This window comes from Streptomyces sp. MBT65 (genome assembly GCF_016612545.1).
In the GTDB taxonomy this organism is placed as follows: Bacteria; Actinomycetota; Actinomycetes; order Streptomycetales; family Streptomycetaceae; genus Streptomyces.
Window position 1 is genome coordinate 1 of the sequence record NZ_JAENRY010000151.1, and the last position, 18698, is coordinate 18698.

At 69.7% G+C, this 18698-nt stretch carries 17 protein-coding genes; 5 read left to right on the forward strand and 12 right to left on the reverse strand.

All coding sequences use genetic code 11. The annotated features are described in order from the left end of the window. The 9 genes from JHN63_RS29910 to JHN63_RS29950 all read right to left on the reverse strand — a co-directional run. The coding region (locus JHN63_RS29910) for a 3-dehydroquinate synthase (protein WP_200686459.1) at positions 1-751 on the reverse strand (751 nt) is incomplete at its 3' end. Next, on the reverse strand, positions 748-1266 hold the full coding sequence (locus JHN63_RS29915; RefSeq protein WP_200686461.1) for a shikimate kinase: 519 nt from the start codon (positions 1264-1266) through the stop codon (positions 748-750). The genes JHN63_RS29915 and JHN63_RS29910, both read right to left, overlap by 4 nt. Further along, a complete protein-coding gene (gene aroC / locus JHN63_RS29920) occupies positions 1263-2447 on the reverse strand; it encodes a chorismate synthase (RefSeq protein WP_200686463.1) in 1185 nt (394 codons plus the stop codon). Before aroC ends, JHN63_RS29915 begins: the two co-directional genes overlap by 4 nt. A gap of 402 nt (positions 2448-2849) precedes the next feature. Then, positions 2850-3689: a shikimate dehydrogenase gene (locus tag JHN63_RS29925; RefSeq protein WP_200686465.1), complete on the reverse strand. Its 840-nt coding sequence runs from the start codon at positions 3687-3689 to the stop codon at positions 2850-2852. Further along, positions 3670-5436 (reverse strand): endolytic transglycosylase MltG, encoded by a 1767-nt coding sequence (gene mltG / locus JHN63_RS29930; protein WP_200686467.1) that lies wholly within the window; start codon positions 5434-5436, stop codon positions 3670-3672. The genes JHN63_RS29925 and mltG overlap by 20 nt, the downstream gene beginning before the upstream one ends. Positions 5437-5558: 122 nt before the next feature. Beyond that, positions 5559-6023, reverse strand: coding sequence for a Holliday junction resolvase RuvX (ruvX, locus tag JHN63_RS29935; RefSeq protein ID WP_200686469.1), 465 nt, complete (start codon positions 6021-6023; stop codon positions 5559-5561). Positions 6024-6038: 15 nt separating this feature from the next. Further along, positions 6039-8711: an alanine--tRNA ligase gene (gene alaS / locus JHN63_RS29940; protein ID WP_200686471.1), complete on the reverse strand. Its 2673-nt coding sequence runs from the start codon at positions 8709-8711 to the stop codon at positions 6039-6041. After that, complete coding sequence (locus JHN63_RS29945) at positions 8711-9070, reverse strand: hypothetical protein (RefSeq protein ID WP_200686473.1); 360 nt, start codon at positions 9068-9070, stop codon at positions 8711-8713. The genes alaS and JHN63_RS29945 overlap by 1 nt, the downstream gene beginning before the upstream one ends. 7 nt (positions 9071-9077) lie before the next feature. Next, positions 9078-9524, reverse strand: a complete 447-nt coding sequence (locus JHN63_RS29950; RefSeq protein ID WP_200686476.1) for a DUF948 domain-containing protein — start codon at positions 9522-9524, stop codon at positions 9078-9080. 205 nt (positions 9525-9729) lie between these two features. Here JHN63_RS29950 and JHN63_RS29955 point away from each other — a divergent pair, with 205 nt between their 5' ends. Beyond that, positions 9730-11901 carry an AAA family ATPase gene (locus tag JHN63_RS29955; protein ID WP_200686479.1) on the forward strand — a complete coding sequence of 724 codons (2172 nt, stop codon included), beginning with the start codon at positions 9730-9732 and terminating at the stop codon, positions 11899-11901. 33 nt (positions 11902-11934) lie between these two features. Here JHN63_RS29955 and rpsD read toward each other — a convergent pair whose 3' ends face one another. From rpsD to JHN63_RS29970, 3 genes are all read right to left on the reverse strand, one after another. Further along, on the reverse strand, positions 11935-12549 hold the full coding sequence (rpsD, locus tag JHN63_RS29960; RefSeq protein ID WP_200686488.1) for a 30S ribosomal protein S4: 615 nt from the start codon (positions 12547-12549) through the stop codon (positions 11935-11937). Positions 12550-12862: 313 nt separating this feature from the next. Beyond that, positions 12863-14218 (reverse strand): replication-associated recombination protein A, encoded by a 1356-nt coding sequence (locus JHN63_RS29965; protein ID WP_200686490.1) that lies wholly within the window; start codon positions 14216-14218, stop codon positions 12863-12865. Between the two features lie 46 nt (positions 14219-14264). Further along, positions 14265-14921 (reverse strand): vitamin K epoxide reductase family protein, encoded by a 657-nt coding sequence (locus JHN63_RS29970; protein ID WP_200686492.1) that lies wholly within the window; start codon positions 14919-14921, stop codon positions 14265-14267. 142 nt (positions 14922-15063) lie between these two features. Here JHN63_RS29970 and JHN63_RS29975 point away from each other — a divergent pair, with 142 nt between their 5' ends. The 4 genes from JHN63_RS29975 to JHN63_RS29990 are packed head-to-tail and all read left to right on the forward strand — an operon-like array spanning position 15064 to position 18612. Beyond that, a complete protein-coding gene (locus JHN63_RS29975) occupies positions 15064-15930 on the forward strand; it encodes an ABC transporter ATP-binding protein (RefSeq protein WP_200686494.1) in 867 nt (288 codons plus the stop codon). After that, positions 15927-16778, forward strand: coding sequence for an ABC transporter permease (locus JHN63_RS29980; RefSeq protein ID WP_200686496.1), 852 nt, complete (start codon positions 15927-15929; stop codon positions 16776-16778). The genes JHN63_RS29975 and JHN63_RS29980 overlap by 4 nt, the downstream gene beginning before the upstream one ends. Next, positions 16775-17992 (forward strand): sensor histidine kinase, encoded by a 1218-nt coding sequence (locus tag JHN63_RS29985; protein WP_200686498.1) that lies wholly within the window; start codon positions 16775-16777, stop codon positions 17990-17992. The genes JHN63_RS29980 and JHN63_RS29985 overlap by 4 nt, the downstream gene beginning before the upstream one ends. Beyond that, on the forward strand, positions 17989-18612 hold the full coding sequence (locus JHN63_RS29990; protein WP_200686500.1) for a response regulator transcription factor: 624 nt from the start codon (positions 17989-17991) through the stop codon (positions 18610-18612). Before JHN63_RS29985 ends, JHN63_RS29990 begins: the two co-directional genes overlap by 4 nt. The last annotated feature ends 86 nt before the right edge of the window (positions 18613-18698 follow it).

An 18698-nucleotide genomic window follows, 5' to 3' on the forward strand; every position in this document is an offset into this window, starting at 1 on the left:
GACCGTAGTTGAGGATCTCGCGCAGACCCGACTCCTTGAGGTCGGCCGAGACGACCTCGGCCTTGACCTTGATGGAGCGTTCGATCAGCTCGGCGGTGTGCGGTCCAGCCGGGGTGCGGGCCGACTCCGGGTCGGACTCGATGAGTTCGAGGATCACCGGGTCGGCGATGAAGCCGGCCTTGATGATCTCGGCGAGCCCGGAGACGTAGTCGTTGACCGGGAGGGAGTCCAGCGCGGCCAGGTCGCAGAGCACACCGGCCGGCGGGTGGAAGGAGCCGACGAGGTTCTTGCCCTCGGCGGTGTTGATACCGGTCTTGCCGCCGACCGCCGCGTCGACCATGGCGAGCACGGTCGTCGGTACGGCGATCCAGCGGACCCCGCGCAGCCAGGTCGCGGCGACGAAACCGGCCAGGTCGGTGGTGGAGCCGCCGCCGACGCCCACGATGACGTCGGAGCGCGTGAAACCGGACTGGCCCAGCGCCTTCCAGCAGTAGGCGGCGACCTCGGCGGTCTTGGCCTCCTCCGCGTTCGGCACCTGGATGGCGACGGCCTCGAAGCCCTGCCCGGCCAGGTCGGCGCGCAGCGCGTCCCCCGTCTCGGCGAGCGCCTCGGGGTGGATGACGGCGACCCGCTTGGCCCGGTCACCGATCAACCCGCCCAGTTCGCCCAGGAGTTGACGGCCCACCAGGACCTCGTACGGGTCGCTGCCCGCCGTGCCGCCGACCTGGATCCGCGTCACTGACTCGCTCATGCTTCCTTCAACTCCAGTGCGTCCAGGACGGCTTGGGTGACGTCCTCGGGGGTGCGGCCGTCGGTCGGTACGACGGCCTGCGCGACCTCGGCGTACAAGTGGCGCCTGGCTTCCATCAGTTCGCGCCACTGCTTGCGCGGGTTGATGGCGAGCAGCGGGCGGGCCGCGTTGAGGCCGGTGCGCTTGACGGCCTCGTCCACGTCCATGGAGAGGTAGACGACCCGGTGGGTCGCGAGCAGCGCGCGCGTGTCCTCGTCGAGGATCGAGCCGCCGCCGAGCGCGAGGACGCCCTCGTGCCCGGCGAGTGCCTGCTGCACGGCGCGCTTCTCGATCGCACGGAAGACCGGCTCGCCCTCGTCGACGAAGATCTCGGCGATCGTGCGGCCCTCGGCGGCCACGATGTCGTCGTCGGTGTCCCGGTAGGCGACGCCGAGCCGCTCGGCCAGTTGCTGCCCGACCGTCGACTTGCCGACGCCCATGGGACCGACCAGGACGACGAGCGGGGTCGCGGTCACCGGATCACCAGGTTCTCGAGGTACGAGCGGACGTTACGGCGGGTCTCGGGCACCGAGTCGCCGCCGAACTTCTCGGCCACGGCGTCCGCGAGGACCAGCGCGACCATCGCCTCGGCGACGATGCCGGCGGCGGGGACCGCGGAGACGTCGGAGCGCTGGTGGTGGGCCTGGGTGGCCTCGCCGGTGACCACGTCGACGGTCTGCAGGGCGCGCGGCACGGTCGCGATCGGCTTCATCGCGGCCCGTACGCGCAGCAGTTCACCCGTGGACAGCCCGCCCTCGGTACCACCGGAGCGCCCGGAGACGCGCCGGATCCCCTCATCGGTGTTGACGATCTCGTCGTGCGCCTTGGAACCCGGCACACGCGCCAGCTCGAACCCGTCGCCGATCTCGACGCCCTTGATGGCCTGGATACCCATGAGGGCACCGGCGAGACGGGCGTCCAGCTTCCGGTCCCAGTGGACGTGCGAGCCGAGGCCCACCGGCACACCGTAGGCAAGGATCTCGACGACTCCACCGAGGGTGTCGCCGTCCTTGTGGGCCTGGTCGATCTCGGCGACCATCGCCTTCGACGCGTCGGCGTCCAGGCAGCGCACGGGGTCGGCGTCCAGCTTCTCGACATCGGCGGGCGTCGGCAGGACACCCTGCGGAGCCTTCGCCGAAGCCAGCTCGACGACGTGCGAGACGATCTCGATCCCGGCCGTCTCCTTGAGGTACGACCTGGCCACCGCGCCGAGCGCGACCCGCGCCGCGGTCTCCCGCGCGGAGGCGCGCTCCAGGATCGGGCGGGCCTCGTCGAAGCCGTACTTCTGCATACCGGCGAGGTCGGCGTGACCGGGACGCGGCCGGGTCAGCGGGGCGTTGCGGGCGAGCCCGGCCAGGATCTCCGGGTCGATGGGGTCGGCCGCCATGACCTGTTCCCACTTGGGCCACTCGGTGTTGCCCACCATGATCGCGACCGGCGATCCGAGGGTGAGACCGTGCCGCACACCGCCGAGGAAGGTGACCTCGTCACGCTCGAACTTCATGCGGGCACCGCGTCCATAGCCGAGCCGGCGCCGGGCCAGGTGGTCCGCCACCATGTCCGTGGTGATCGGCACGCCGGCGGGAAGGCCCTCCAGCGTCGCCACGAGTGCGGGACCGTGGGACTCCCCCGCGGTCAGCCAGCGCAACCTGCTCAACGGTGCTCCTCATGCTCGCGCCCTGGTACTGCCCTGCGCACGCGCGTCCTCGCGTACGGCGACGGCGAAACCGGGTGCGCGGCCCTGGCCCGCCGCCCCCGATCCTCCCACGTCCGGGGCACGGACCTGGCCTACGGTCCAGGGAACGGACGCGGGAGGCCTGGGGGCAGCTTCTTGCCCCGGGCCGGCGAGGTGGGACCGAGAGTCGACCGGCAGTCGCTCGGTCGCTCCACGGGGTCCGGATCAGCGGTCGATCGGGGCCTCCGCGAGAGCCCTACCGGGCGGAGGTCAGGACTGGGGCGACGCTCACTGGGGGACCCAACAATCGAACAACACCTGCGCCATCGACCATCACCAGCAAGCAGGCAACCAGCCGACCGCGCACCTCAACCCCAACTCACCTCACCGATCCGCCAACGCCTCCTCCCCCGCCCTCCGCATCGCACTCAGCGGCGCCGGCCGACAACCAGTCATCTGTTCCACCTGGAGCACCGCCTGGTGCACCAGCAGATCGAGCCCGCTGACGACCGCTCCGCCGTAGCCGGACCAGCGGGCCGCGAGGTCCGTCGGCCAGGGGTCGTAGAGGACGTCGAAGAGAGTGGCGGGGCGTTCCGGTACGGCGGAGGAGAGGGTGTCCGTCGTGCCGGCGGGGGTGGTGGCGAAGACCAGTGGGGCCCGCAGGCCTTCCGCCGCGTCGGACCAGTCCGCCGTGCGGACCTCCACGTCGAGCCGCTCGCCCCATTGGCGCATCTCGGCGGCGCGGGCCTCGCTGCGGACGTACGCGACGACCTCGCCGGTGCAGATCCGGGAGAGGGCGGCGAGCGCGGAGGAGGCCGTGGCGCCGGAGCCGAGGATCGCGGCCGAGTCGACCTGTTCGATGCCGTGTTCGCGGAGTGCGGCGACCATGCCGGGGATGTCGGTGTTGTCGCCGACGCGCCGGCCGTCCTCGGTGAACACGACCGTGTTGACCGCGTCCACCGACGCCGCCGTCTCACTGATCTCGTCGAGCAGCGGTATGACCGCCCGCTTCAGCGGCATGGTCAGCGACAGGCCCGCCCACTCCGGTCCCAGGGTCTCGAAGAAGCCCGGCAGGCCCGCCTCGTCGACGTCGAAGCGGTCGTACGACCAGCCGTCCAACCCCAGCTCCTCGTATGCCGCGCGATGCAGCACCGGGGAGAGGGAGTGGGCGATGGGTGAACCGAGCACGGCGGCCCGGCGGGCGTCAGTTGCCCGAGTTGGCATTGAACTCGTCCCTGAGTTTCTGGAATTCGGCATACGTCTTGGCGAATTCTGTCTTGTTCTCGCCGTCGGTCGCCACGAAGTAGATCCAGCCGTCGCGGGTCGGATTCAGTGCCGCTGCCAGAGCCTCGTCACCGGGATTGTCGATGGGACCGGGCGGCAGGCCCTTTTGCGTGTAGGTGTTGTACGGGTCCTTGTTGCTGTTGATCTCCGACTCGCTGATATGGATCTTGCTCTGACCCTTCAGGTAATTGAAGGTCGAGTCGAATTGCAGCAACTGGTTGGTCTCGGTGTTCGTGGACTTGAGACGGTTGTAGACCACTTCCGCCATTTTGCGGAAGTCGTCGTGCGTCTTGCCTTCGGCCTGGACGAGGCTCGCGACCGTGATGACCTGCAGCGGGTTGTCCAGATTGAGCGCTTTGGCCTTCGTCTCAAGGTCGAGCGCGTCGTATTTCTCGGTGGCCTGGGCGACCATCTGTTTGAGGACCGTTTCGGGTTTCATACCCTTTGCGGCGCCGTAGGTGCCCGGGAAGAGGAACCCTTCCAGTGGGTCCTTGATCTCCGTGCTGTCGTTCGCCCAGCTCGGCAGTCCGAGGCTCTTGTACTCCTTCTTGGCGACGGCCTTGGTGGTGCCGTCGGAAAGCTGGAGTTTCTTGTCGATATCCGCGTAGACCTTCACGTTCCGCACACCCGGGGCGACGATCAGGTTGTCCTGGCTCTTGGGGTCGAGCATCAGCTTGACGGCGGCCGCGGCGGACATTTCCTTCTTCAGCAGAAAGACGCCCGCCTGGATCTTCTTCCCGTCGGGATTCTGCGACTGGGCGGCCACGAACGCGTCGACGCTCTTCACGACGCCCTGCTTCTTCAGCTCCTGGCCGATGGTGTAGCCGCCGGCTCCCTTGGGGATGGTGACGCTCACCGAACCGGTGCCGTCGCCCGCGTAGTCGGGCGCCGAGCCGAAACGATTTTGGTAGAAGTGCCAGCCGAAATAGCCGACTCCGCCGAGGCCGCCGCCGAACACCAGGACGACGACCAGGCAGGCGCAGCCGTTGCGGCGCTTCTTCTCCTTGCCGCCTTTACCCTTGCCGCCTTTGCCTTTGCCGCCCTTGCCCCGGCGGTCACCGCGTCCCCGCCCGTCGTCCGGCTCGTCGTCGTCGACCTCGTCCTCGTCGTCGCCGCCACCCGCGAAGAACGCGTGTTCGCCTTCATCGGGGCCGGGGTCCCAGTCGGTCTTCTCCGGTTCGGGTTCCGTGCGGCGCTTGCCGGGTGGCTCCGGCGGCGGGAACGCGTCGGACGTGCCGTAGAAATCGGGCTGCTGTTCGCCATAGGCGGCGGCCTGTTGCGCATACGGGTCGTTGGGGTCCGCGGCGTACGGGACCTGCCCCTGCGGGTGGGTGCCGTCCCAGCCGCCCTGCTGATATTGCTGCTGCTGACCGGCGTACTGCTGATGGCTCTGATCGGCGTACTGCTGATGGTCCGCCCACTGCTGCTGGTCCGGGTACTGCGGGTTGCCCTGTTCGTCGTAGACCTGGTACTGCTGCTGCGCCTGACCGTAGTCGGCCTGCTGGCCGTGGCCCCAGTCGCCGTACTGCTGCGGCTGCTGCGGCTGTTCCGGATAGTGCTGCGGCTGGCCGCCGTAGGAGGACTGCTGGCCCGGCTGGGCCTGCTGTCCTTCCCATCCGATGTCCCCGAACAACGGGTCCTCCGGATGCCACGGTTCGGAGCCTGGGCCCCGGCCATACTCAGTCATCGATCCCCTAGAGCCGCGAGGCGGCGGTCGCGGCGCTTGGGGCTCCGGCTCCCGTCCCGCCTCTTGCTGTGCCATGGCTGTTCGAACACCATCGCATCGCGCGGAACGTTACCGTATCGCGATCAGATGACCACTTCGACGCCCTCGCCGGGTGGTTTACCTGACACCCGTTCGGATTCCAGTGCCTGCTGGAGGATGATGACCGCGGCCGCCTGGTCGATGACCGAGCGGCCCTTCTTGGACTTCACCCCGGAGGCGCGCAGTCCCTGACTGGCCGTCACCGTGGTCATCCGTTCGTCCAACAGTCTGACCGGTACCGGGGTGATGCCCTTGGCCAGCTCCTGGACGAAGGCCCGAACCTTCACGGCGGCCGGTCCCTCACCGCCCTTGAGGGAGCGCGGGAGGCCGACGACGACTTCGATCGGTTCGTACTCCTCGACCAGCTGCTTCAGCCGGCGGTGCGCCGCCGGGATGTCGCGGCCGGGGACCGTCTCGACGGGAGTGGCGAGGATCCCGTCGGGGTCGCACGAGGCGACCCCGATCCGGGCGTCCCCGACGTCGATCGCGAGTCGACGTCCTCTGCGCATGTTCGCGGCCGTTTCTTACTTGGCCGTGTCGGCGACGAGTCGCTCGACGGCGTCGACGGCCTCGCCGACGGCGGCCGGGTTCTGGCCACCGCCCTGGGCCACGTCCGGCTTGCCGCCACCGCCGCCGCCGAGGGTCTTGGCGGCGGCGCGCACCAGGTCACCGGCCTTGAGACCGCGCTCGCGGGCGGCTTCGTTGGTGGCGATGACGGTGAGCGGCTTGCCGTTGTTGACCGTGAACAGGGCGACCACGGCGGCGCGTCCACCCTGGATCCGGCCACGCACGTCGAGGACCAGCTTGCGCAGGTCGTCCGGGGTCGTGCCGTCCGGCACCTGACCGGTGACGACGGCGATCCCGTGCACGTCCTTGGCGGACTCGACGAGACCGGCGGCGGCCTGGAGCACCTTCTCGGCGCGGAACTTCTCGATCTCCTTCTCGGCGTCCTTCAGCTTGCCGAGCATGGCGGAGACCTTCTCCGGAAGCTCCTCCGGACGGCCCTTGATCAGCTCCTGGAGCTGGGCGACGACCGTGTGCTCACGGGCGAGGAAGTTGTAGGCGTCGACACCGACGAGCGCTTCGATACGGCGGACTCCGGAGCCGATCGACGACTCGCCGAGCAGTTTGACCAGGCCGAGCTGGGAGGTGTTGTGGACGTGGGTGCCGCCGCACAGCTCCTTGGAGAAGTCGCCGATGGTCACGACGCGGACCCGCTCGCCGTACTTCTCGCCGAACTCGGCGATGGCGCCCTGCTTCTTGGCCTCGTCGAGGCTGAGGATCTCGGCGTGCACGTCCAGGTCGCGGGCGAGCACCTCGTTGATCTTCTGCTCGACGTCGGTCATCACGGCGGTGGGAACCGCGGACGGCGAACCGAAGTCGAAGCGGAAGCGGCCCGGCTGGTTCTCGGAACCGGCCTGCGCGGCCGTCGGACCGAGCGCGTCACGCAGCGCCTGGTGGGTGAGGTGGGTGGCCGAGTGGGCGCGGGCGATGGCGGTACGACGGCGGATGTCGATCGCGGCCTCGGCCTTGGCGCCGACGGTGACCTCGCCGAACTGGACGACGCCCTTGTGGACGTAGACGCCCGGCACCGGCTTCTGGCAGTCGCGGATCTCGATCACGGCACCGGACTCGACCTTGATCCGGCCGGTGTCGCCGATCTGGCCGCCGCCCTCGGCGTAGAAGGGGGTGCGGTCGAGGACGATCTCGACCTCGTCGCCCTCGGTCGCGGCCGGGGAGGAGACGCCGTCGACGAGGATGCCGACGATGGTGGACTCGCCCTGGGTGTCCGAGTAGCCGATGAAGTCGGTCTCGCCGGCCTTGTCGGCGATCTCGCGGTAGGCGCCGACGCCCGCGTGACCGGTCTTCTTGGCCTGGGCGTCGGCCTTGGCCTGGTCGCGCTGCTGCTTCATCAGGCGCCGGAAGCCGTCCTCGTCCACGGAAAGGCCCTGTTCGGCGGCCATTTCGAGGGTGAGGTCGATCGGGAAGCCCCAGGTGTCGTGGAGCAGGAACGCCTTGTCGCCGGCGAGGACCTTGCCGCCGCTCTCCTTCGTCTCGGAGATGGCCGTGTCGAGGATGTTGGTGCCGGCCTTCAGCGTCTTGACGAAGGCGGCCTCCTCGGCGAGGGCGACGGTCTCGATGCGCTGGCGGTCGGTGACCAGCTCCGGGTACTGCTGGCCCATCATCGCGATGACCGTGTCGATGAGGTCCTTGACGACCAGGCCGGTGGCACCGAGCAGCCGCATGTTGCGGATGGCGCGGCGCATGATCCGGCGCAGGACGTAACCACGGCCCTCGTTGCCGGGGGTCACGCCGTCGCCGATGAGCATCACGGACGTACGCATGTGGTCGGTCACGACGCGCAGGGACACATCGGACTCGTGCGAGTCGCCGTACTCGACACCGGTCAGCTCGGTGGCCTTCTTGATGACGGCCATGGAGGTGTCGATCTCGTACATGTTCTGCACGCCCTGCAGGATCATCGCGAGGCGCTCCAGGCCGAGGCCCGTGTCGATGTTCTTGCTGGGCAGCTCGCCGAGGATCTCGAAGTCCTCCTTGCCGATGCCCTCGCCGCGCTCGTACTGCATGAAGACCAGGTTCCAGATCTCCACGTACCGCTCGTCGTTGACGGCCGGGCCGCCCTCGACGCCGAACTCGGGGCCGCGGTCGTAGTTGATCTCGGAGCAAGGGCCGCAGGGTCCGGGGACACCCATCGACCAGTAGTTGTCCTTCTTGCCGAGGCGCTGGATGCGCTCGGCCGGGACGCCGATCTTGTCGCGCCAGATCGTCTCGGCCTCGTCGTCGTCGAGGTAGACCGTGATCCACAGGCGCTCGGGGTCGAGGCCGTAACCACCCTTGTCCTGGGGCGAGGTGAGCAGCTCCCAGGCGTAGGTGATGGCGCCTTCCTTGAAGTAGTCACCGAAGGAGAAGTTGCCGCACATCTGGAAGAACGTGCCGTGCCGAGTGGTCTTGCCGACCTCTTCGATGTCGGGCGTGCGCACGCACTTCTGCACGCTGGTGGCGCGCGGCCACGGCGGCTTGACCTCGCCGAGGAAGTACGGCTTGAAGGGGACCATGCCGGCGGGGACCAGGAGCAGAGTCGGGTCGTCCGCGATGAGCGACGCCGAGGGGACAACGGTGTGGCCGCGCTCCTCGTAGAAGCTCAGCCAGCGGCGGCGGATTTCAGCCGACTCCATCAGTGGTCCTCATTCCGGTTGTACGAGTACGTCGTCCTGTCGCTTCTTTCGACAGAGCTGGGGGTGTTGCCGTTCTCGATGGCCATGTACCGCCGGGCGGCGGGGAGTTCGGGGTCGACCGGGGCGTTGATCCCCAGCGCGTCGCCGAGTTCGGCCTCGCGCTGGGCCATGCCCGCGCGGACGTCGAGCGCGAAGTGCACCGCGCTGTCCTTGAGCCGGTGGCCCGCTTCGAGCGCCTTGTTGGCCGCGACCGCGGCGAGATGCTCGGGGGTCAGCTGCTTCAGCTTGCGATTGACCTTGGTGGTCGCCCAGACACCGGCGGCTACGCCCGTGCCGAACCAGAACGTACGGCGGAACATGGCTCGGTCAGTCCTTCTTCCGGGTGCGCTTGCCCCGCCGTCCGGCCGGGACGGTACGGCCCACGATCACCGTACGACGGGACGCCCCGGACGGCGCGGGCACGTCCTCGCGGCGGCCGCCCAGGGCCCGGCGGACGCCGTAGCCGAAGGCCGCGACCTTGACGAGGGGGCCGCCGAAGGTGGAGGCGACGGTGGTGGACAATGCGGAGGCGTTCGAGGTGACCTCCTGGACGTCGGAGGCGATCGCGTCGACCCGGTCGATCTGGGTCTGCGCGGAGCGCACCGCCGAGGAGGCGTCCGCCAGCAACGGCACGGCCTGGTCGGTCACGTCCGCGACCAGCTTGGTGGTCGCCTTGAGCGTCTGGGCCAGCCTCACCAGTGCGACGGCGAGGAACGAGACCAGGATCGCCCAGAAGACGGCCACCAGGATCCCGGCCACCTCTCCACCGGACACCTGACACCCGCTCTCGTAAACACCTGTTGATGACTCGTCCGAGCCTATCGCGCCGGAGGCGGCGCCCCGTAAACACCTGTGGATAACCGGGCCCGAGCCTATCGCGCCGGGGGTGGCGCTCCGTACCGTATTACCGCCCGGCGCACGGTGGAGTTGCGCGAAGCGATTGTACGGACTGAATACGGTTCAGTACGCTCCGTGTTCCATGCGAGCTTCCCCTGGCGGCGGCGCCACCGCGGACGGCAATCTGCCCCTCGAACCCGACCGGTTCGTGGGCCGCTCGGCCGAACTCGCCGAGCTGGCGCGGGCGCTCGACACCTCGCGCCTGGTCACGGTGACCGGTCCCGGCGGGGTCGGCAAGTCCCGGCTCGCGGCCCGTGCGGCGGCCCGGTCCGCGCTCCCGGACGGGGCGTGGCGGGTGGAGCTGGCGCCGGTGCGCGACCCGGAACTCGTGGACTTCGCGGTCGTAGAGGCGCTGGGGCTGACGGATCACACCGCGCGGTTGCCGCGTGAGGCGTTGCTCGCGCATCTGACGGGGCGTCAACTGCTGCTGGTGCTGGACGGGTTCGAGCACCTGGTGGAGGTGTGTGCCTCGCTGGTGGCCGAGTTGCTCGGGCGGGTGCCGGGGTTGCGGGTACTCGCGGTGGGGCGGCGGCCGTTGGAGCTGGCGGGTGAGCGGGTGGTGGCGCTGGCGCCGTTGGGCGAGGACGAGGCGGTGGAGCTGTTCGCCGACCGGGCCGCGCAGCAGGGGGTCGTCCTCGATGAAGAGGACGCGGACGTGCGGGAGTTGTGTCGGCGGCTCGACGGGATTCCGCTCGCGGTGGAGCTGGCGGCGGGGCGGCTGCGGGCGTTGGCGCCCGGGGAGTTGCTGGCGCGGTTCGACGACCGGTTCCGGCTGCTGGCCGGTGGGCGCAGGGACGCGTTGCCCCGGCATCAGACGCTGCGGACGGCGATCGGCTGGAGCCATGAACTGTGCACGCCCGCAGAGCGGTTGCTGTGGGCACGGCTCTCGGTGTTCGCCGGGCGCTTCGACCTGGAGGCCGCCGAGTACGTGTGCGGGGGCGACGGACTGCCCTCGGACGACGTCCTCGACGTGCTGTCCGAACTGCTCGCGCAGTCCGTGGTCGTCCGCGAGGAGACACCGACGGGCGTGCGCTACCGGATGCTCGACACGATCCGGGCCTACGGCGCCGACTGGCTGGAGGCGGCCGGGGACGCGGCCCGGCTGCGGCGGCGGCACCGTGACTGGTATCTGGGCCTTGCCACATGGTGCGAGCTGGACTGGTTCTCGCCGCGCCAGGGCGAGGTCGCCGCGCGCGTGGAGGCGGAGCTGCCGAATCTGCGCGGCGCCCTGGAGTACTGCCTGACCGAGCCGGACGAGACGCATCTGGGCCAGTATCTGGCGGGCTCCCTGTGGTTCTACTGGGCGGGCTGCGGGCGCCTCGCGGAGGGCCGGCACTGGCTGGAGCAGGCCGTGCGACTGGACGCCGAGGACACGGCCCACGACCAGTCGCGACTGAAGGCCCTGTGGGTGCTCGGCTATGTGGCGATCCTCCAGGGCGACACCGTGCCCGCGCTCGCCGCGCTCCAGGAGTGCCGCGAGGAGGCCGACCACGCGGCGAACCCCACGGCGATCGCGTACGCCGAACACCGCACCGGCTGCCTGGCGTTGGTCACGGACGACATGCCGCGCGCGGAGGCCCTGCTGCGCTCGGCGCTCGCCCGCTATCAGCAGATCGGCGAGCTGAACAGCAATGTGCTGATGGGCCAGGTCGAACTGGCGATGACGCGGGCGTTCCAGGGCGATCTGGCGGACGCGGTGAAGCTGTGCGAGGACGTCCGGCGGGTGTGCGAGGACCACGGCGAGCGATGGACCCGCGCGTACGCGCTGTACGTCCTGGCCTACGTCGCCTGGAGCGACGGCGAACTCCCGCTCGCGCGCGACCTGTTGGCGGACTGCCTGGGCAGCGCGCACGGTTTCCGCGACCTGCTGGGCTCGGTGCTCGCTGTCGAACTGCTGGCCCTCGTGACAGCCTCGGAGGGCGATGCCGCGGAGGCCGCGCTGCTCCAGGGCGCGGCGGGCGCGATGTGGCCGTCGGTGGGGCTCCCGCTGTTCGGCTCGGCGCACTACAACGCGCCGCACGAACTGTGCGAGGCGATGGCCCGCGAGCGGCTGGGCGACGAGCGGTACGAGGAGTGCGTACGGGACGGGGCGCGGCTGGGCCGGGAGGCGGCCGTGGCGCGGGCGCTCGGGCAGTCGTGCCCGCTGGGCGCGGTGCCGGTACCGCGCGGGCCGGTGCGGACCGCGGCGGTCCGTGTGGACATGCGAAAGCCCGCCGCCTCGCCCACCCGGAAGGGCGGGGAGACAGCGGGCTGACGTACGAAAGGTGGTGCTACGTCCGCAAGTTGATCAGCGGGCGTAGTACTCGACGACGAGCTGCTCGTCGCAGATCACCGGGATCTCCTTGCGGTTCGGCTCGCGGTCCAGGCGGAACGCCAGGGCGCCGAGGTTCACCTGGAGGTAGCGCGGGATCTCGCCGTCGGGGGCGAAGCCACCGGCGCGGGAGACCTCGAACAGGGTCTTGCTGCGGCTGCGCTCGCGGACCATGACGACGTCTTCGGGCTTGACGCGGAAGGACGGCTTGTCGACCTTCTGGCCGTTGACCTCGATGTGGCCGTGAACGACCATCTGGCGGGCCTGGTAGATCGTGCGGGCGATGCCCGAACGCAGGACCAGCGCGTCGAGACGACGCTCCAGCTCGATGATCAGGGCCTCACCGGTCTTGCCCTGGACCTTGGAGGCACGCTCGTAGGCGCGGACGAGCTGGCGCTCGGACACGTCGTACTGCGCGCGCAGACGCTGCTTCTCCAGCAGACGGACCTTGTAGTCCGAGTTCTGCTTGCGGCCACGACCGTGCTCACCCGGCGGGTAGGGACGGGCCTCGAAGTACTTGACGGCCTTCGGGGTCAGCGCGATGCCGAGGGCACGCGACTTCTTGACCTTGGGGCGGGACTGATTCGCCACGATGTCTCTCTCTGTCTGTCGGCTTGCCAGGGTGGTGAGGGAGGTCGCATCCGCAGCCGGGGAAACCCGCCGGGACCCTTGCGGGACCTGGTGGGCAGCCGCTCCCCTGATCTGGGCACTACGTGCAGCACGCGAGTGGCCCACCGACCGGTCCCGCCTTGCGGCGGATGGTGGTGGGCTGCCCGCGACACCATTCGAACGGTGCGCGACGCTCCTGGAGCCGGTCCGAGAACTGGGTCCTCCGACTGACTCCGGCTGACCGTCCCGATCTGACAGCACGGGACACAGCACTTCGGGGGATTCTACAGGGTGCTCAGGACCGCTTACGACCAAGGTGTTTTCTGGTCCACTCCACGGCGTCCGCGTACCGCGCCTCGGCGCCGTGCCGGGTCGGTTCGTAGTATTCGCGGTCCTTCAGCTCCTCCGGGGCGTACTGCTGCTCGGCGATCCCTTCCGGGAGGTCGTGCGGATAGACGTACCCCTGGGCATGCCCCAGTTTGGCCGCGCCCTTGTAGTGCCCGTCCCGCAGATGCATCGGCACCGGGCCCGCGTGCCCCTTGCGTACGTCCTCCATGGCGGCGCCGATCGCCGTGGTCGCCGCGTTCGACTTGGGTGCCAGGGCGAGGGCGATGGTCGCGTGACTGAGGGTGAGCGCGGCCTCCGGGAAACCGATCATCGCTACGGCCTGGGCGGCGGCGACCGCGATCGGCAGCGCGTTCGGATCCGCAAGGCCGATGTCCTCGCTCGCGGAGATCATCAGGCGGCGGGCGATGAAGCGGGGGTCCTCGCCGGCGTCGATCATGCGGGCGAGGTAGTGCAGGGCCGCGTCGACGTCCGAGCCGCGGATGGACTTGATGAGGGCGCTGGCCACGTCGTAGTGCTGGTCGCCGTCGCGGTCGTAGGTCACCGCGGCCCGGTCGACCGTCTCCTCCAGGGTCTGGAGGGTGATGTCCGGCTCGCCCTTGTCGAGGGCGGCTCCGGCGGCGGCCTCCAGGGCGGTGAGCGCGCGCCGGGCGTCGCCGCCGGCGACGCGCAGCAGGTGGTTCTCGCTGTCCTCGGGGAGGGCGACCGCGTCCTTCAGACCGCGCTCGTCCGACAGCGCCCGGCGCAGCAGGGCGCGCAGGTCGTCGTCCGTGAGGGGTTCGAGGGTGAGGAGGAGGGAGCGGGACAGGAGCGGGGAGATCACCGAGAAGTACGGGTTCTCCGTGGTCGCCGCGATCAGGGTGATCCAGCGGTTCTCCACGGCCGGGAGCAGGGAGTCCTGCTGGGCCTTGCTGAAGCGGTGGATCTCGTCGAGGAAGAGGACGGTCTCCTTGCCGAAGCCTCCGGTGGCACGGCGGGCTCCGTCGATGACCGCGCGGACCTCCTTGACGCCCGCGGTGATCGCGGACAGCTCCACGAACCGCTTGTCGGTGGCCTTGGAGACGACGTACGCGAGGGTCGTCTTACCCGTGCCGGGCGGGCCCCAGAGGATCACCGAGGACGCTCCGGCCGGGCCGCCCGCCCCCTCGCCGACCAGTCGGCGCAGGGGTGAGCCCGGCTTCAGCAGATGCTGCTGGCCCACGACCTCGTCGAGGGTGCGCGGGCGCATCCGTACCGCCAGGGGACTGCTGGACGGGTCCTTCTCCTGGCGTGCTTCGGCTGCGGCGGTGAAAAGGTCGGGCTCCACGTCCAAAACCCTATGTCACGCCACTGACAATCCGGTCTGGCCCGGATCAGGCCCAGAGCTGGGTGCCCCAGCGGGTCAGGATCAGCATCGCGATGATGCCGACGTGGGTGACCGGGAGGACCCAGGTGAACTCGCTGAGGAAGTTCTTGACCGGGCGCGGGACCTTCAGGAAGTCGTTGCGCATGTTGAACGAGGTGACGTACCAGAACATGGTGATCGTGGCGACCCAGGCCAGCGAGCACCACAGGCACAGCGCGTTGATCCGGTACAGCGACTGGAACTGGAGCCAGGTGCAGAAGGCCACTCCGAAGAGCGTGCCGAAGTTGAAGGTCAGCCAGTACCAGCGGGGGAACTGGACCCGGGTCAGCAGGCTGATGCCGACGCAGATCACGATGCCGTAGGCGACCAGGCCGAGCATCGGGTTCGGGAAGCCGAAGGCGGCCGCCTGCTTGCTCTCCATGACGCTGCCGCAGGACACGATCGGGTTGATGCTGCAGCTCGGGGTGAACGTCTTGCCCGCGAGTTTGCCCTCGAGGATCTTGAACTTGTCGATCGTGATGACCCACGCGGCGAGCAGTCCGGCCGCTCCGGTGATCACCAGCAGCACGGCGAAGGCGCGGCTGCTGCCCACCGTGCGCGGTTCCGCCGCCGTGTGCTCCGGCTCGGAGTCGGTGGAGACGTCCTTCACTGTCGTCTTGCTCATCACGCCGATCCGTCACTTGAGAGTTGGACCTTCTTCGGGCACGGCCATTGTGCCGCACGCACCCGCCTGTCCACCGTTCGGTGGACATAAGGAAGTACGCACGGTCGTCCCTGAGCGCTCGATTCCGGACGATGCTCATGGCATGACAACACAGGCGAACGACCTCGCAGTGGATGTGCGGGGGCTGCGCAAGCAGTACGGGGACGTGACCGCCGTAGCCGGAATCGACCTCGAAATCCGTACGGGAGAGGTGTTCGGGCTGCTCGGACCCAATGGGGCGGGCAAGAGCACCACGGTCGAGATCCTCCAGGGCAACCGCGGCCGGGACGCGGGCGAGGTCCTGGTACTCGGGTCGGATCCGGCGACGGGCACACGCGCGTGGCGTTCGCGGGTCGGGATCGTCTGGCAGGACGAATCGGCACCCGCGGAGTTGACGGTCGGCGAGACCGTACGGCATTTCGCCCGCTACTACCCCCGGCCGCGCGACCCGGAGGAGGTCATCGGCCTGGTGGGGCTCGAAGCCAAGGTGGACAGCCGGATCAAGGCCCTCTCGGGCGGCCAGCGCCGGCGTCTCGACGTGGCCCTCGGGGTGATCGGCGGTCCGGAACTCCTGCTCCTGGACGAGCCGACGACCGGTTTCGACCCGGCGGCCCGGCGCCAGTTCTGGGACCTGATCCGCAAGCTCGCCGACGAGGGCACGACCATTCTCCTCACCACGCACTACCTGGAGGAGGCGGAGAACCTCGCCGACCGCCTCGCCATCGTCGCCAAGGGCCGTGTGGTGGCCGAGGGCGAACCGGCCGCCCTGCGCGAGCGCCACGGCTCCGGGGCCACCGTCGAGTGGACCGAGCCCGACGGCACCCCGCGCGCGGAGCACACCGACACTCCCACCAAGGTCGTAGCGGAGCTCATGCACCGTTTCGACGGCGAGATCCCCGGGCTGCTGGTGAGCCGCCCCACCCTGGAGGACGTCTACCTCCGGCTGACCGGACAGGAGGACGCCCGATGAGCACGACGACGACGGCCGTACGGACCGGGACGCGCGCCTCCCAGGAACGGCTGCCCGGCGCCTGGGGACTCGGACTGAAGCGAGGCGTGCTGGAACTCAAACAGTTCTTCCGCCAGCGCGACCAGGTGGTGTTCACCTTCGCCTTCCCGGTCGTCTTCCTCTTCCTGTTCGCGTCGATCTTCAAGGACGACGTCCGGGGCGCGGGCGTCAACGCCTCCCAGCTCTACGTCCCGGCCATGATGGCCGCCGGCATCATGTCGACGAGTTTCCAGTCCCTCGGCATCTCGATCGCGATCGAACGCGACGAGAAGGTGCTGCGCCGGCTGCGCGGGACGCCGATGCCACCGGCCGCGTACTTCCTCGGCAAGATCTGGCTGGTTCTGGTCACCGGCCTGATGGAGACGGCGATCCTGCTCCTGGTCGGCACCACCCTGTACGACGTGGACCTGCCCTCGTCCGCGGTGAAGTGGCTGGACTTCGGGTGGATCTTCGTGCTCGGTCTGACGGCCTGCGCGCTGCTCGGCATCGCGGTCAGCTCGGTCCCGAAGTCCGGCAAGAGCGCGACCTCCGTGGTCGTCCTGCCCTTCCTCGTCCTGCAGTTCATCTCCGGGGTGTACATCTCCATCGACACGATCCCGGACTGGATGCTCAACATCGGGGCCCTGTTCCCGCTGAAGTGGATGTGCCAGGGGCTGCGCGGGGTGTTCCTGCCCTCGTCGGCGCAGGTGCTGGAGCAGGCCGGGAGCTGGGAGTTCGGGAAGATCGCGCTGGTGCTCGGGGCGTGGTGCGTCGGAGGATTGCTGCTGTGCCTGCTGACCTTCCGGTGGAAGAACCGGCGCGACGGATGACCTCTCAGCACGGGGCGACGGGCTCGTACACCTGGGACCGCTCCTTCCGGCTCTGGGACACGTACTTCGCCCTGATCTGGCTGGCCACCCTGGTGTTCGTGCTCGGCACGGACGAGCCGGGGTGGCCGGTCCGCGCGGTGGCGGCCGGGCTGCTCGTCCCGCTCGTTCCGCTCTACGTCTGGGTGGGGCGCCCGGTGCTCCAGGGCGATCCGCCCGACGAGCGGCGGGCCGTCGGCTACCTCGTGGCGCAGATGGCGCTGTTCCTGCCCTCGGCGGTGCTGGTCGGCGAGACCCGGCTGATGTGCTTCGCGCTCGTCCCGCCGTGCTTCATGGTGCTGAGGCTGCGCTGGGCGCTGATCGCGGTGACCGTGATCAACATCGCGCCGGTGATCGGCTGGGCGCTGCTGTGGTGGCCGAGCGCCCAGGACGTGTTCTTCAACTCGGTGTTCGCGGTCGTCACCCTGGTCTTCTCGATGGCGCTGGGCACCTGGATCATCCGTGTCATCGAACAGAGCCAGGAGCGCGCCGAGTTGATAGCCGAACTGGACGCCAGCAGGCACGAGGTCTCCCGGCTCTCGTCGGCGCACGGCGCCCTCGCCGAGCGGGAGCGCATGGCCCGCGAGATCCACGACACCCTCGCCCAGGGCTTCACCAGCCTGCTGATGCTGGTCCAGGCGGTGGAGGCGGAGCTGGACGACGATCTCCCGCAGGCCCGCCGCCACTTGGCCCTGATGGACGAGACGGCCCGCCAGAACCTCGCCGAGGCCCGCGCCCTGGTCACCGGCGGCACACCGGCCGACCTGGAGGGCGCGTCGCTCCAGGACGCGCTGCGCCGGCTCGCCGCCCGCCATGACGCGCCCCTCCAAGTCACCGGCCCGGTACGCGCGTTGCCCGCCGGGCCCGAGGTGGTGGCCCTGCGCTCCTGCCAGGAGGCGCTCGCCAACGCCCGCAAACACGCGGGGAGTTCGGCGACGGTGAGCCTCGCGCTGACATACGCCGACGAGACACTGACCATGTCCGTGCGGGACGACGGGTGCGGCTTCGATCCGGGTGCGGTGTACGGCGGTTACGGTCTGGCCGGGCTGCGGACCCGGGCCGCGGAGGTGGGCGGGACGGCGGTGGTGCGGAGCGCGCCGGGCAAGGGGACGACGGTGACGGTCCGACTCCCGGTATCGCCGACAACGCCCGTATCGCCCTTGAGGAGTGCCCGATGATCCGGATCGTCCTCGCCGACGACCACCCCGTCGTACGGGAGGGCCTGCGTGCCATGCTCAGCGCCGAACCGGACCTCGACGTCGTCGCCGACGCGTCCAGCGGGCCGCAGGCGGAGGCGCTGGCGGCTGAACTCCGGCCCGACATCGTGCTGATGGACCTGCGCATGCCCGGCGGCGGAGGCGTCGACTCCATCGTGCGGATGAGCGCGGCCGGGCTGCCGTGCCGGGTGATCGTCCTCACGACGTACGAGACCGACCGGGACATCCTGCGGGCGGTGGAGGCGGGGGCGGCCGGCTACCTGCTGAAGGACCTGCCGCGGAGTGAACTGGCTGATGCGGTAAGGGCCGCCGCGCGCGGCGAGACCGTGTTGGCGCCTTCGGTGGCAGCACGGTTGGTCGACCAGCTGCGTACGAAGCCGGAACGTCCGCGGTTGTCCGAGCGGGAGACCGCGGTGCTGCGGTTGGTGGCGGAGGGATGCACGAACGCGGAGATCGGGCGGCGGTTGTACATCGGGGAGTCGACGGTGAAGACGCATCTGCTGCGGGCGTTCGGGAAGTTGGGGGTGGACGACCGGACTGCTGCGGTCACCAGCGCGATGCGATACGGGTTGCTGGACTGAGGATTCTCGCCCCCGCCGCCCCTNCTGGGGGCGGCAGCCCCCAGGGACGGGACGGGTAGGGGCGGCGGGGGCGAAGAAATCCCCGC

Excerpts from the sequence above, each read along its gene's own strand:
- JHN63_RS29975 (WP_200686494.1), top strand. The coding sequence starts at position 15,064 with ATGACAACACAGGCGAACGACCTCGCAGTGGATGTGCGGGGGCTGCGC.
- JHN63_RS29980 (WP_200686496.1), top strand. The coding sequence starts at position 15,927 with ATGAGCACGACGACGACGGCCGTACGGACCGGGACGCGCGCCTCCCAG.
- mltG (WP_200686467.1), bottom strand. The coding sequence starts at position 5,436 with ATGACTGAGTATGGCCGGGGCCCAGGCTCCGAACCGTGGCATCCGGAG.
- JHN63_RS29925 (WP_200686465.1), bottom strand. The coding sequence starts at position 3,689 with ATGCCAACTCGGGCAACTGACGCCCGCCGGGCCGCCGTGCTCGGTTCA.
- alaS (WP_200686471.1), bottom strand. The coding sequence starts at position 8,711 with ATGGAGTCGGCTGAAATCCGCCGCCGCTGGCTGAGCTTCTACGAGGAG.
- JHN63_RS29970 (WP_200686492.1), bottom strand. The coding sequence starts at position 14,921 with ATGAGCAAGACGACAGTGAAGGACGTCTCCACCGACTCCGAGCCGGAG.
- JHN63_RS29955 (WP_200686479.1), top strand. The coding sequence starts at position 9,730 with ATGCGAGCTTCCCCTGGCGGCGGCGCCACCGCGGACGGCAATCTGCCC.
- ruvX (WP_200686469.1), bottom strand. The coding sequence starts at position 6,023 with ATGCGCAGAGGACGTCGACTCGCGATCGACGTCGGGGACGCCCGGATC.
- JHN63_RS29990 (WP_200686500.1), top strand. The coding sequence starts at position 17,989 with ATGATCCGGATCGTCCTCGCCGACGACCACCCCGTCGTACGGGAGGGC.
- JHN63_RS29985 (WP_200686498.1), top strand. The coding sequence starts at position 16,775 with ATGACCTCTCAGCACGGGGCGACGGGCTCGTACACCTGGGACCGCTCC.
- JHN63_RS29945 (WP_200686473.1), bottom strand. The coding sequence starts at position 9,070 with ATGTTCCGCCGTACGTTCTGGTTCGGCACGGGCGTAGCCGCCGGTGTC.